Raw genomic sequence first — 13045 nt, 5'->3', positions numbered from 1 at the left:
CCTTCATTTATTACATTTAAAGATCAATTACAGATCGATTAAAAGCGGTACGACGCACCTGCAAACGCACCGAAGCCATCGCCAACATAGATCGCACGCGTGGTATCCAGACCGCGAACGTTATATGCCGGACTGATCGCTGTTGCATACGCTTTGTCAGTCAGATTTCTCAAATCGAGGAAGACGCTCCATTTACCACCGGGTTGCTCATAACCAAATTTGGCGCCGAAGATTGTGTAATTCGGAGCAGCCAATGAGTTGGCATAATCGATCCAGGTTTTCGAGGCGTAGCGGACATTGACACCAGCATAGAAGCCGCTTGGATGCTGGTATTGCGCTTCTGCACTGTAGACATGCTTAGGTAGACCAGGCAAATCGTTCCCGCCGAAAACAGGATCGTTTTTGTAGTGAAAGTCGCTATAGGTATACGCCTGACGCAACACGATGTTGTCGCCACCCGCACCTTTCCACAAACGTGCATCCAGACCAGCCTCTAATCCTTGGTGAACCGTAGGCGTGGCGTTTCGTTTTTCATTTTCCGCAGGTAACACTCCTGGAATTTGCGCAGTCAACAGCTCATTGCGTACCTCAGAGCGATACAACGCCACACTGCCGGTGAAAGTGTCGTTACTTCCACGCAAACCGATTTCGAATGTATTAGCCTTCTGCTCGGTCAGGTTTTTCACACCCCTTTGTGCAGTCGTGGCCACTCCAGAGCCAGTAAATCCCCAGGTAACAGGCGGATCAATAGAACGGCTAACGTTAGCAAACGCCACGACCTTTGGTGCCAGCTCATAACGCAAACCAAGACGTGGCGCCAGGTCAAGATGGTCATAGGTGGTTCCAGCATTGGAAACTGGAACATTCGAATAAACCGTATTTACGTCACGACGTATATTCACAACTGACAAACCACTAGACAACCAGGTACGAGGGTTCAGCTGCAGCTCATTCCCCGCTGCCAGAACGGTATCGGATGAACTGTCATATTTTGCATACTTCAACAATGCTTTTGTAGTTCCGTTGTATGTTTTGACGCTGGAGTCGATAGCCTGCGTGCGTGTCAAACTGATTGCGGTTTCACTTTGCAAACCAAACAGTTGCTCGCTGCGTAGGTAACGCAGGGATGCATTGACGTCGCGCCATGTCCAATAGTTAGGCGATGTTGGATTGTTGATGCCAAGAATTTGCGGGTAATCGTGATAGACCAAACCGAACTCAAGTTTGGAAATATCATCGATGGTGTAAGTCGTTTTACTACCGATGAAAGTTGACCCGGGTTTGGTCCCATCACCACGTGAGGTAAGTTGCGCAGGATCAGTTTGCGTACTATCCGCTTTCATCTGCGCGATCGTCAACGCTCCAGCATTTTGGTGATACTCCTCACGATAACGAACAAAGAGTCGTGTCTCTAGTTGCGGGGTCAGACGGAAACCAAAGTTACCGACTATCCCCTTCGCGTCGACGTTCGTCCATTTCTGATAGCCACGACGTTCCGAATTAGTGACGCTGACGTAGTAGTCGTTGTCACCTGATTCTGATACGCCGCCGACACTCAACTGTTGTTTACGCCAACCAAAACTACCAGCCTCAACCCGTACATAAGCGCCAGGGGAAGTCCGTCCGGTATGTGTCGCCAAATTAATGGCGCCACCTAATGCCAATGCGCCATATTGAAAAGCATTCGCGCCACGCAGCACTTCCGTGTAATCAATCCCAGACATTTCAAGCAATTCATAAGGCGTGCCGCCTGAACCAGTCAGCGCTAAACCGTCAAACAGAAATGCAGTACCTTCCCGAAATACACCCGAACCGGTGGCGATACCAGAACCACGAATAGAAATCTTGACTGCATCATTGCCACCAGCCGCCTGCGCGAACACACCTGGCTCAAAGGCCAGCACATCTTCCAAAGTCGATGAACGGCCTTTTTCAACATCAGCATTTTTCACCACGCTGACGTTGCCCGTCACGCTCTCAAGTTTGACTTTGGACTTGTCTGGTGCCGAGAGAGCTTTACCCTTGACGACAACCGTATCTTCCACTTGCGTCGTCGCTTCTTGTGCATAGACAGCACCACTAGCCAACAGCAACACAGCACTTGCGCTCCATGTCCGTAACGCAAAATGAGAGCGCCATGACGATATATTTTTTACTTGCTTGACTGCTTTATTCACGATTAATTCTTCCTGAGAGAGTAGCTATTTGCTTCGCACTTTTGAAAGTACGGAAGCCGAAAATTTGGGTATGACCTGCAATCAAATGTCAGACGAGGGCTGCAGCTCGACAACAGCGACATGTTGTGAAGTGCATAAAGTAGAAATTTCGGATCATGGGCTGCTCCGATCCAGCCACACCGTTGTAAAGACAATAGTGTTGTGCGAGGTGTCGTAGATGACGCCTTTTACATCGTTGTAGCGCGCAGTCAGACTGTAGTTTTCGTACAGTGGAAGTGAGGGCACCAATTCCGTCAGACGTTTTTGCGCCTGACTGTAAAGCGCAGCCGCCTTTTGAGCGTCTACAGTACCGCGTGCCTCGAGCAGAACTTGATCCAGTTTGGCGTCGCGCAAGCGGGATGTGTTTTGTCCGATACGTTTAGGAGAAATGATCTCGTTGCTGTGATACAGAATGTAGAGACCATCTGCAGTATTGGTGTGCCATACGCCAGAACCCAGCGCCTGATATTCATTCGCACGACGTCGATCAACAATTTGCACAACCGGCAACTGCACGATATTCAGGTCGAACCCGACCTTCTTCACATCCGCTTGAATGGCGACGATGTCGGTCAAATTACTGAGACCGGACACCAGCACATCGGTCGCGAGTCGCTTGCCATCACGTACGCGAAACCCTTCTGCATCGCGTTGCGTCCAGCCGGCAGCATCCAGCAATTTGTTGGATTGTTCCGGGGAGAACAACAACGCCTTGGTATAGGCCGGATCGTAGTAGCGCGTATTCGCGGCCAGGTAATCACTTTTGGGTTGGTATTCGCCAAAGCCACTGATGCGGATCACGCCTTCGCGATCAACGGCCAACGCAAATGCTTTGCGCACTTGCACATCGTCAAATGGAAATTTCTCTGTATTGAAGGTAATGCCGCGATTCGGATTGCCCTGACGAATACGACTGTCAAATGCAAGTCGCGCATCATTGCGAACATTGGATGCATTCTGCGCGGGCGCATCGATGGTCAGATCGTACTGCCCCGCCGCAAGCGAACTGTAGCGAATCAATGCATCCGGTACGAAGTCCAGCTCGATACGATTCAGATAAGCAGCGCCCTTGTGCTTGATGAAATCAGGTGCCCATGCGTAATCGGCACGACGCACCAAACGAATCCCGCGCTGACGTGTATAGCTTTCCACAACGAACGGCCCTGATCCCGCAGGCGCTTCAGCAATACTGCGTGGCGCTTCCTTGATCTGCTTGGGCGACAACATCGCCAACCATGACTGAGCAAGTACATTCAAGAACGGCGCATACGGTTCACGCAGATGCGCACGGAAGGTGTACTCATCAACAATTTCGCCATTGATATAAGGCGAGATATACGCTGCAGCCAAAGGCGACTTGGTAGCTGGATTGCGCATGTGCTCAAGGTTGATGCGCACCGCTTCTGCATTGAACTTTGAACCATCGCTGAACGACACATCGTCACGCAAATGGAAAGTGTAGGTCTTGCCATCAGGTGAGATGTCCCATGATTTTGCCAACCATGGAGTCGGCTCACCTTTGTCGTCGAGATAAACGAGATTGTCGTAAATCAAGCGCCCCAGCCATTCCGCATTAGTGTGCGAAATAGCATGCATATCGAAAGAGTCTGTATCTGATGCAACCGAAACGCGTAAGGTGCCGCCGGGGCGACCTGGTGCGGTTTCAATGTAATCACTCACCGGATGTTTGGTTACGACCTTGCCTTGTGCCGGGGACGCGCTACTGCCCGACTCGCCCTGGCAAGCAGCGAGCGCGAACAGCAGAGCAATACCGGCCATGCGAATTACACCTTTAGACAAGGCGCGTGCCGCATCAGGTAATGTCATGACTCCTTTGAATATGCTGATTGCCATTATCAGAACCGGACGGATACGCCGGTGTAGACGGAGAAGCCATCACCTGGGTAGAAGTTGGGTGAATCCACACCACCTGCGTTATCGACGGTATTCGCAGCGGCTGCATATTTTTTGTCAAACAGGTTGCGGAAGTCGATATAGGCTTTCCACTTTTTCGCAGGCTCTTCGTAACCAAACTTCGCGCCCCACACCGTTGCTTCTGCGCCTTTGAATGAATTGGCATAATCGATGTAATAACCGGACATCGCGCGTACATTCACACCCGAATAAAACCCACCTGCCTGCTGGAATAACAACTCACCCTGATAAACATGACGCGGCAAACTCGGCAATTCGTTTTTGCCGTATCTAGAATCATTGCGGTAGTAGAAGTCGTTAAAGGTATATGCCTGACGATAGCTCAAGCGATCACCGCCGCCGCTCTTCCACAATTTGGAAGTCAGTGCCGCCTCGATACCTTGATGTATGGTCTTGCTGGCATTGGTATTGGCAACCAACGCTGGAGTTGCACCAACCGCAGGACTTGCTATCGACGTAAGCAATTCGTCGCTTACATATGAGCGATAGAAAGCCAGACTTCCTTCATGATTGTCATTGCTGGCACGCAGACCAATTTCCGCAGTGTTGGCTTTTTGTGGTTTCAACGGGCGTACATATCTGCTACCTGTACTGCCCATTTGCCAAGTCACAGGTGGATCGATCGAGCGCGAGACATTACCAAACACTTGAAGATCTGGCGTCGCCTGATAACGCAAACCTAAGCGCGGTGCAAGTGAACGATCCTTGTAGCTAACTGCCTGCGGGAATGGCAAAGGACTTACCGGCAAGGTAGAACGCTCAATACGAACATCACGATCTATTTCAATGAGTGACAAGCCGCTCGACAATGTGTACTTGTCAGTAAGATGAAGCTCATTACTCGCGGAAAGCACCGTATCGCGTGAACCGCTGTACTTTGTATATTGACGTTCGGTTGTACGCACGCCGGGAGTTGGCTGGTTATAGGCAGTCACATCACCGTCGATCAAACGCGTATCACTAAAGCTGATCGTAGTATCGCTAAGCTTGCCAAACAAAGTATCGCCAGTGCGCAGATATCTCAGTGAAGTAGTGAAATCCTTGGAACGCCAATCCTGCGGCTGCGTGTTGTAGATCCAGCCGTTATCCAAGGGATAGTCGTTATAGGCAAAACCAAGTTCAAATTTCGACTTGTCATCCAATGTGAATGTGGTCTTGTTGGTAATCAGCGTAGTCCCTGGTTTCCTGCGCGCCGAGGCGGTGGAGGTGCTGTTGCGAGGGTCGGCTTCGAGTTGCGCTCGCGTCAGTGTGCTGCCATTTCTTAACTGTTCACCGCGATGGCGAATGACAAAACGTGTTTCTACGCGATCATTGAACTTGTGACCCAGATTGACGATATAGTCCTCGCCCGAATTCGGACTATTGATTTGAAAACCATCACGTTGATTGTGAATATACGAAAGGTAGTAATCGGTATCCCCAGACTCTGATACACCGCCGGTGCTCACCTGGTATTTACGATAACCAAAACTGCCGGCTTCTATGCTGACGAAGTTGCCTGGTGAAGAGCGACCTGTATGCGTGACAAAGTTGATCGCACCGCCTAGCGAGAGTGCGGAGTAAGCGAAGGCATTCGCACCGTTGAGAATTTCTGTGTAATCAACACCACCCAAAGTCAGCAAATCCTCCTGCGTACCTCCCGGTCCGGTAATAGGTAATCCGTCATACAGATATTTAATGCCCAGCGAATAACCCTGATAGAAGGCATTCAAGCCTGATCCGCGTATCGAAATTTTGTTAGCCCCGGTGCCACTGGTAGCAGCAGCGAAAACACCTGGCTGATAAGCCAATACGTCCTCGGCATTCGCCGCACGACCACGTTCAACATCTGCGTTGTTAACGACACTTGCAGTACCCGCAACATTTTTGAGTTTTTCCTTGGCCTTTTCAGAATCCTTCAAGGCCTTACCCTTGATGACAACTGTTTCTTCAACTTGCGTTGCCGATTCCTGCGCGTAGACTGCGCCGCTAGCGAACAGCAACACTGCGCTTGCGCTCAATGTGCGCAATACAGTCCCTCTTCTTTTTGCGATCAACGCATGTACTGCGGCATCATGCTGCATCGAGTTCTTCTTCTTTTTCACTTTTACTGTTCCCTGAATCAATTGAATGAACTGCGCGCTTTCTTTTTCCCAGTTGCGGGATTGCGCTCAATAAAGATTGCGTATAAACGTGCTGCGGATTTTCAAATACTTCACGTACACCACCAGACTCGACTACCACGCCATCCTTCATTACAAGGATGCGATCGCTCACGCGATAGATGACACCAAGATCATGCGAAATAAACAGGCAAGACAAACCCAGTCGATCTTTCAGGTCGAGCAGCAGATCCAGAATTTGGGCTTGCACTGATACATCGAGTGCCGATACCGGCTCATCGCAAACCAGCACTTCAGGCTCAGGCGCAAGCGCGCGTGCGATGGCGATGCGTTGACGTTGACCACCAGATAATTCGATAGGGCGACGGCTGAGATAACTTTGATCAAGTCGCACCAGATGCAGTAATTCAATTGCGCGTTCGCGCGTCTTGGCTGCGTTGGTGTAACCAGCGACGCCCAGCGCTTCGAACAAGACGCGCTCGACTGTGTAACGCGGGTCGAAGGAGCTGAGCGGGTCCTGGAATACCACCTGAATACGTTTGCGCTCTGCGCGCTGCTGAGCAGCCGTCAAGTCACTCCAGACTTGATCGCGCAGTCGCACGTTGCCTATGTCCGGCTTTTCCAGACCTAGCACCATGCGTGTCAATGTAGTTTTGCCTGAGCCTGATTCGCCGACGATGCCTACGGTCTCACCCTTGCGCAATGCGAACGACACTTCGGAAACAGCAGTACGTTTTGTTCCATCGTGTGCAGCAAATGTCTTGGTCAGGTTGTTGCATTCAACAACGACGGGATACGTATTGATGATGGCTGGTGGCAGTTCACTCGGCACAGCAGCCAGATGACCATCTTCGGCCACGGCTATTTTTTGATGTACAGGTTCACGTCTCTGCACGGAAGAGACTGCCGCCAATAAAGACTTGGTGTAAGGATGTTGCGGATCATGCAGAATCTCGTCCAGCGGACCTTGCTCAACAATCACACCGTGCTGCATCACTGCAACGCGATCAGCAAGTCGTGACACCACAGCAAAATCGTGACTGACAATCAGCATTGATGTATCGGGTGTGCGCAACGACTCCAACAAATCCAAAACTTGCGCCTGCACTGCGGCATCGAGTGCAGTGGTCGGCTCATCCGCGATCAAGAGTTGCGGATTGCACGCGATGGCCGATGCGATCAACGCACGTTGACGCAAGCCGCCAGAGAGTTGATGCGGATATTGGTGTATGCGCGCTTCAGGATCGGGAATGCCGACAGAGCGTAAAAGCTCGATTACTTTTTCTTCGCGTTGTTGACGCGTCAAATTGGTGTGCAGCTTGAGAGGTTCGGCGACTTCATCACCGATAGTGCGCAATGCATCCAGTGAACCCAGTGCATCTTGCATGACAAAGCCAATGCGACTGCCACGAATATTGCGCCAGGTACGTTCATTAAAGCGGCGTAAATCTGCACCGTCGAAATCCAACCGATCTGCGCTCAACTGACTACGGTGACCAGTTAGGCCGACCAAGGTACGAGACGTCACGCTTTTGCCGGAGCCGGATTCGCCGACCAAGGCAAGGCATTCGCCGCGATATAGTTCAAACGAGATTCCTTTGATGACAGTTGCACCGTCATGTCCAAAGCGAACATGCAGGTTTTCAACTGTGACCAACGGATTCTGTTTACCGTGCGTGCTGTTGCTTGCTACTGTCATGTGCGCTTACCTTCGCTGCGCAATGCCAGCTCGCGACCCAATGCCGTGATGGAGATCACTGTCAATGTCACTGCAACGCTAGGGGCGGTGACTAGCCACCATGCATTCGATAAAAAGTTACGGCCGACCGACAACATCGAACCCCATTCAGGCGAAGGTGGCGGCGCACCAAACCCAAGAAAACTCAAAGCAGCACCAGCAGCAATTTTGCCGCCTATTCCTATCGTGGCAAGAATCAATATCGGCTTGATCGCATTTGGCAAGATATGACGGAAGATCAGCGTCGAGGTACTCAAACCCAATGTGATTGCCGCTTCTACATACTGCGCATTACGGACGATATGTGTTTGTGCGCGGACCATACGTGCGTAGCGCGGCACACTCGCAACACCGACCGCGACAATTGCGTTGATCATGCCCTGGCCCCAGAAAGTGATGATCACCAGCGCGAGCAACAGATCAGGAAAAGCCAGCAACACATCAATGAAGCGCATCAGCAAGTTATCGATTACGCGATGACCAAGACCTGCAAACAAACCTATCGCAACGCCGATCACCAGACCAATCACCGTTGCAGCCAAACCCATCAACAAGGATGGGCGCACGCCGTAGATCAAGCGCGTCAAGACATCGCGGCCGTTTTCATCTGTGCCCAACCAATGTGCAGCACTTGGTGCGCGAAAGGCTTCACGTGCGGAAGCGGCTAACGGATCGCCAGAGACCAGCCATGAAGGCTGCAATGCAGCGATGATCAAGAACAGAACGAAGATCGCCGCCAGCACAAGTCCCGGCCGTATGCCATACAAACGCGCCCATGGCGCAGACGATTTGCCGCTGCGTGCGATCGATTGATCGATCGTTACGCCGAAATCATTCCTGTCCAGCTGGCCGGTAGCGGTGCTTAAAATACTGCTCATTACAGAAAATTCCCGTCGTTACTGATGCATTCGTATGTCATGGAGATTTCGCCGGAGGCGAAGGCTGTCTTGCAAGACCTCAGGCACTGAGCAATGCTTCCTGCTCTTCTTCATACTGACTTCTTGGTCTGGACAAGCCGAGGTGATGACGCAAGGTGGTGCCTGTGTATTCGGTGCGGAAGATGCCGCGGCGACGCAAAAGAGGCACGACTTCATCGACGAAAATTTCGGCACCAGACGGGAACATGTCCGGCATGATGTTGAAGCCATCACCAGCACCGGACAGGAACCATTCTTCCAATGTGTCGGCGATTTGCTCTGGCGTACCAACCACCAGACGATGACCACTACGTATGCGTTTTGATAATTGACGAACGGTCAGGTTTTCGCGTTTGGCGAGATTGATTTGCGCCTCGAAGAAACCATGCGAGCTTTTCGTCACGTCTTGCACTGTGCCAATTCGGTGCCACGGCAAAGGCGCGTCAATATCCAATTCCTTGACTGAGATGCCGATACGCGCAGCGATCTGGCCAACCAATCCCTGCTCGCCCTGGAACTCGTCGAGCTGATCGCAACGACGATGCGCTTCTTCTTCCGTGCTGCCGATGACGGTAGACAGACCAGGCATGATCTTCAGCGAATCAGGATCGCGACCCCATGCGCGCGCACGATTTTTCATCTCGGCGTAGAAGGCTTGTCCATCCGGCAAAGTAGTTTGTGTCGTGAAGATCGCATCTGCATAACGCGAGCCGACCGACTTGCCGCCTTCGGACGAACCTGCTTGCACAACTACTGGCCGACCTTGCGGTGAGCGGCGCACATTCAACGGGCCTTTGACAGAGAAATGCTTGCCTACGTGATCGATGGCATGGACTTTTTCCGGATGTGCGAAGAAACCATTCTGCCAATCATTGACGATCGCATCGTCTTCCCAGCTATCCCATAGCTTGATGGCGATCTCGAGAAATTCTGCAGCGCGACCGTAGCGATCTTCATGCAAAGGTGCGCCGGTCAATCCAAAGTTCAGCGCAGCAATATCACCTGCGGTGGTGACCACGTTCCATGCTGCACGACCACCACTGATGTGATCAATCGACGCGAGGCGACGTGCCAGATTGTAGGGATCGTTGTAGGTTGTCGAAGCAGTGGCGATGACACCGATGTATTTGGTTGCGAGCGCAACTGCGGTCAACAAAACGGTGGGCTCGAGGCCGCCAACTGGATGGTGCGCGACATTGCCGCCAAGCGCAGGACCATCTGCCAGGAAAATTGCATCCAGCGTACCGCGCTCCGAGATGCGTGCAATGTTGCGGAAGTATTCGACATCGACCAGTGAACTGCTTGGCACCTCCGCCATACGCCAGGCTGCAGCATGGCCTCCCAGACCAAGGATGTTCATACCGATACTCATTTGACGCGGGGGCGTTGCCATTTCCGTTCCTTCTCAATACTTAAATCTTGCAATGCGCAAGTGATTCAATTTTTTGAGAAGTTACAGCGAGCGAACTTGTGTCACAAACAATTAAAAGTGCGATCTATAGCAGCAGAATAGGAATAACGATCAGCCTTTTTTGTTTTGGTATGCAAATTTCGCATATGCCATATATATGGGAGAAGACAAAAATTTAATGCGTGTGATCCGCCCCGGACAAAGTTGCAGCGCAATTCCATCTGTCGCATTTGCACACATCTATTTAATATTTAAAACCGCATACGTTGTACAAAATACGCATCCGATTTTTCCAAGCGCATAAGAAATACTAAAAGACAGGCGTAATTTTTCTATCCTAATAAACTTTTTTTCACGAAGAATAATCCGGTAGATACGACTCAAAGATAGCGGGTATTGAGCAGCATGCAAACGAACAAATAAGCACATGCAAATACGCAATGACGATGTAGCACCTTCAGACTTCAGATATGCATATTCGGACAAATTCGTTGTCAGCATCAGGCTTCCGTTTCTATGATTAGCATCATTGGATTTTATTGATAGCCATTTTTAAAGATAAAACGACATGTTTAGTCGGCTGCCACGGACACGTATTCAATTAGCGCCGTAGCCGATCAACATGCAAATACCAAATATCTTTAACGCATAGAAAAATATCCAAACGATTTTTTATTGGTTCTTATATGACACCGCCATCGTTATGCTAAAGAAATCAATCCTTCGATCACGCTGCCGTCAGTAGTTATTTTTTGATGGTAGTTATGCGGATTATTTATATAGCCAGACTTGTCGGATACGAGAACACAAACGCATCCAGACACAAGTAGCCTAAGCAATAGCGGAGAAAGACCCATGAATTTTCAACAATTACGATTTGTACGTGAAGCCATACGCAACAACCTCAATCTGACGGAGGTTGCCGCTGTACTCTATACATCGCAATCCGGCGTGAGTAAGCAGATCAAGGATCTGGAAGACGAGCTGGGCATCGACCTTTTCGTACGTTCAGGTAAACGTCTGACTTCCGTCACGCGTGCCGGTGATGGCGCGGTAGAAATCGTTAAGCGCATTCTGTTGGAAACTGAAAATCTGCGACGCTACGCCAGTCAGTATTCCGGCGTCGATACCGGTCAACTCGTGATTGCAGCAACGCATACACAGGCACGTTACACGCTGCCTAAAGTGGTGGAACAATTTAATGAAGAGTTCCCAAAAGTAAAACTGGAACTGCATCAAGGCACGCCAAATCAAGTGGCCGCCATGATCAGCAATGGCGAAGCAGATATCGGCATCGCCAGCGAAGTGCTCGATCAATCACCCGACATCATTGCCTACCCATGCTTCTCGTGGAATCACCAGGTGATCGTGCCGGCAGGTCATCCGTTAATCAAGAGCGAACCGGTCACACTCGCAGATATCGCGCAATACCCATTGATCACCTACAACCCGCAATTCACTGGCCGTAAATGCGTAGACGCAGCATTCAGCCAGGCTGCATTGGTACCTGATTTCCGCCTGACCGCAATGGATGCAGATGTCATTAAAACCTATGTCAAACGTGGCTTGGGTATCGGTATCGTGGCGGAAATGGCGCTGGATGAAATTGAACGTGACGGCTTGACCGTACTCGAAACCGATGGCGTATTGTTCGGCTCCTGCACGACGCTGGTTGCAGTACGCAACGGGACCTTCCTGCCCTCGTTCGCCTATCGATTCATAGAAATGTTTGCACCGAATTTAAAGCTGGAAGATTTGAAGGCGGCTTGATCTATCGATAAATCTAACTCGACGCTATTTGATTGCATTAGTCATACACATCAAGTACACAGCATGGGGTAGGCTTGCATAAAGTACATATTTCATCGAAAGAAATTCATGAATAAAGTTCTCGCACTTCTTCTCATCGCATTCAGCGTACAAGCGCAAAGCGCCACCATCGATGCACGCACTTCGCAGCGTCTTGAGCAGATACTCGCCAGCGACCATCGCGCGCCGGAAAATCGTCTGCGCGATCAATATCGGCATCCTGCAGAAACGCTTGCCTTCTTTGGCATTACTGACACACAAACCGTAGTCGAGATATTTCCAGGCGGTGGCTGGTACACAGAAATCCTTGCGCCATTATTGAAGCCGCATGGAAAACTCTACGAAGCTAACTACTCTGATACCAGCCCTAACAGCACGCCTTATCAAGTCAGAGGGACCACCAGCTTTAAAAAGAAACTGGCGGCACACCCTGCGCTCTATAACGCAGTCACCGTCACTGCATTGCAGATCCCTGACGCGACAACTATTGCACCCGCAGGATCTGTCGATTTGATACTGACCTTCCGCAATGTTCACAACTGGTTGAAGGATGGCAGCGCAGATCAAATACTCTCAACCTTTTACAAGACGCTGAAACCGGGCGGCGTACTGGGCCTGGTCGAGCATCGCGCCAAACCGGGAACAACTCTAGAGCAAACCATCAAGAGTGGTTACGTGACAGAGTCAGAAGTGATACGGCTCGCTGAAAAAGCTGGCTTCCATTTGGCAGCGAAAAGCGAAATCAATGCGAACCCAAAAGACAGCAAAGATTATCCCGACGGTGTATGGACCTTGCCGCCATCGCTGTCAGGCAACCCCGCCGAGCGCGAACGCTATCTGGCGATTGGCGAAAGCGATCGAATGACATTGAAGTTTTACAAGCCATAAGCAAATTATGCGCACTCATAAGACGCATA

General features: G+C 50.6%; 8 protein-coding genes. 2 read left to right on the top strand and 6 right to left on the bottom strand.

Features of this window, described 5'->3' with window-relative positions; translation table 11 throughout:
- Nucleotides 1-38 precede the first annotated feature (38 nt).
- The 6 genes from Q7T66_RS16295 to Q7T66_RS16270 all read right to left on the bottom strand — a co-directional run bounded on the left by Q7T66_RS16295 (nt 39) and on the right by Q7T66_RS16270 (nt 10301).
- On the bottom strand, nt 39-2177 hold the full coding sequence (locus tag Q7T66_RS16295) for a TonB-dependent receptor (RefSeq protein WP_304934155.1): 2139 nt from the start codon (nt 2175-2177) through the stop codon (nt 39-41).
- 153 nt (nt 2178-2330) lie between these two features.
- Nucleotides 2331-4043 carry an ABC transporter substrate-binding protein gene (locus Q7T66_RS16290; protein ID WP_304934154.1) on the bottom strand — a complete coding sequence of 571 codons (1713 nt, stop codon included), beginning with the start codon at nt 4041-4043 and terminating at the stop codon, nt 2331-2333.
- A gap of 29 nt (nt 4044-4072) precedes the next feature.
- Nucleotides 4073-6235, bottom strand: coding sequence for a TonB-dependent receptor domain-containing protein (locus Q7T66_RS16285; RefSeq protein ID WP_304934153.1), 2163 nt, complete (start codon nt 6233-6235; stop codon nt 4073-4075).
- Complete coding sequence (locus tag Q7T66_RS16280; protein WP_304934152.1) at nt 6204-7952, bottom strand: ABC transporter ATP-binding protein; 1749 nt, start codon at nt 7950-7952, stop codon at nt 6204-6206. The genes Q7T66_RS16285 and Q7T66_RS16280 overlap by 32 nt, the downstream gene beginning before the upstream one ends.
- The gene (locus Q7T66_RS16275) at nt 7949-8869 is read right to left on the bottom strand and encodes an ABC transporter permease (protein ID WP_304934151.1); all 921 of its coding nucleotides are present in this window, start codon (nt 8867-8869) and stop codon (nt 7949-7951) included. The genes Q7T66_RS16280 and Q7T66_RS16275 overlap by 4 nt, the downstream gene beginning before the upstream one ends.
- A 79-nt stretch (nt 8870-8948) precedes the next feature.
- The gene (locus Q7T66_RS16270) at nt 8949-10301 is read right to left on the bottom strand and encodes an LLM class flavin-dependent oxidoreductase (RefSeq protein WP_304934150.1); all 1353 of its coding nucleotides are present in this window, start codon (nt 10299-10301) and stop codon (nt 8949-8951) included.
- A gap of 873 nt (nt 10302-11174) precedes the next feature.
- Here Q7T66_RS16270 and Q7T66_RS16265 point away from each other — a divergent pair.
- On the top strand, nt 11175-12089 hold the full coding sequence (locus Q7T66_RS16265) for a CysB family HTH-type transcriptional regulator (protein WP_304934149.1): 915 nt from the start codon (nt 11175-11177) through the stop codon (nt 12087-12089).
- Between the two features lie 108 nt (nt 12090-12197).
- Complete coding sequence (locus tag Q7T66_RS16260) at nt 12198-13016, top strand: class I SAM-dependent methyltransferase (protein ID WP_304934148.1); 819 nt, start codon at nt 12198-12200, stop codon at nt 13014-13016.
- Nucleotides 13017-13045 lie beyond the last annotated feature (29 nt).

Source organism: Herminiimonas sp. (genome assembly GCF_030655415.1).
This window is presented reverse-complemented; position numbering and strand designations above follow the sequence as displayed.

Excerpts from the sequence above, each read along its gene's own strand:
- Q7T66_RS16290 (WP_304934154.1), bottom strand. The coding sequence starts at position 4,043 with ATGACATTACCTGATGCGGCACGCGCCTTGTCTAAAGGTGTAATTCGC.
- Q7T66_RS16280 (WP_304934152.1), bottom strand. The coding sequence starts at position 7,952 with ATGACAGTAGCAAGCAACAGCACGCACGGTAAACAGAATCCGTTGGTC.
- Q7T66_RS16275 (WP_304934151.1), bottom strand. The coding sequence starts at position 8,869 with ATGAGCAGTATTTTAAGCACCGCTACCGGCCAGCTGGACAGGAATGAT.
- Q7T66_RS16270 (WP_304934150.1), bottom strand. The coding sequence starts at position 10,301 with ATGGCAACGCCCCCGCGTCAAATGAGTATCGGTATGAACATCCTTGGT.
- Q7T66_RS16265 (WP_304934149.1), top strand. The coding sequence starts at position 11,175 with ATGAATTTTCAACAATTACGATTTGTACGTGAAGCCATACGCAACAAC.
- Q7T66_RS16260 (WP_304934148.1), top strand. The coding sequence starts at position 12,198 with ATGAATAAAGTTCTCGCACTTCTTCTCATCGCATTCAGCGTACAAGCG.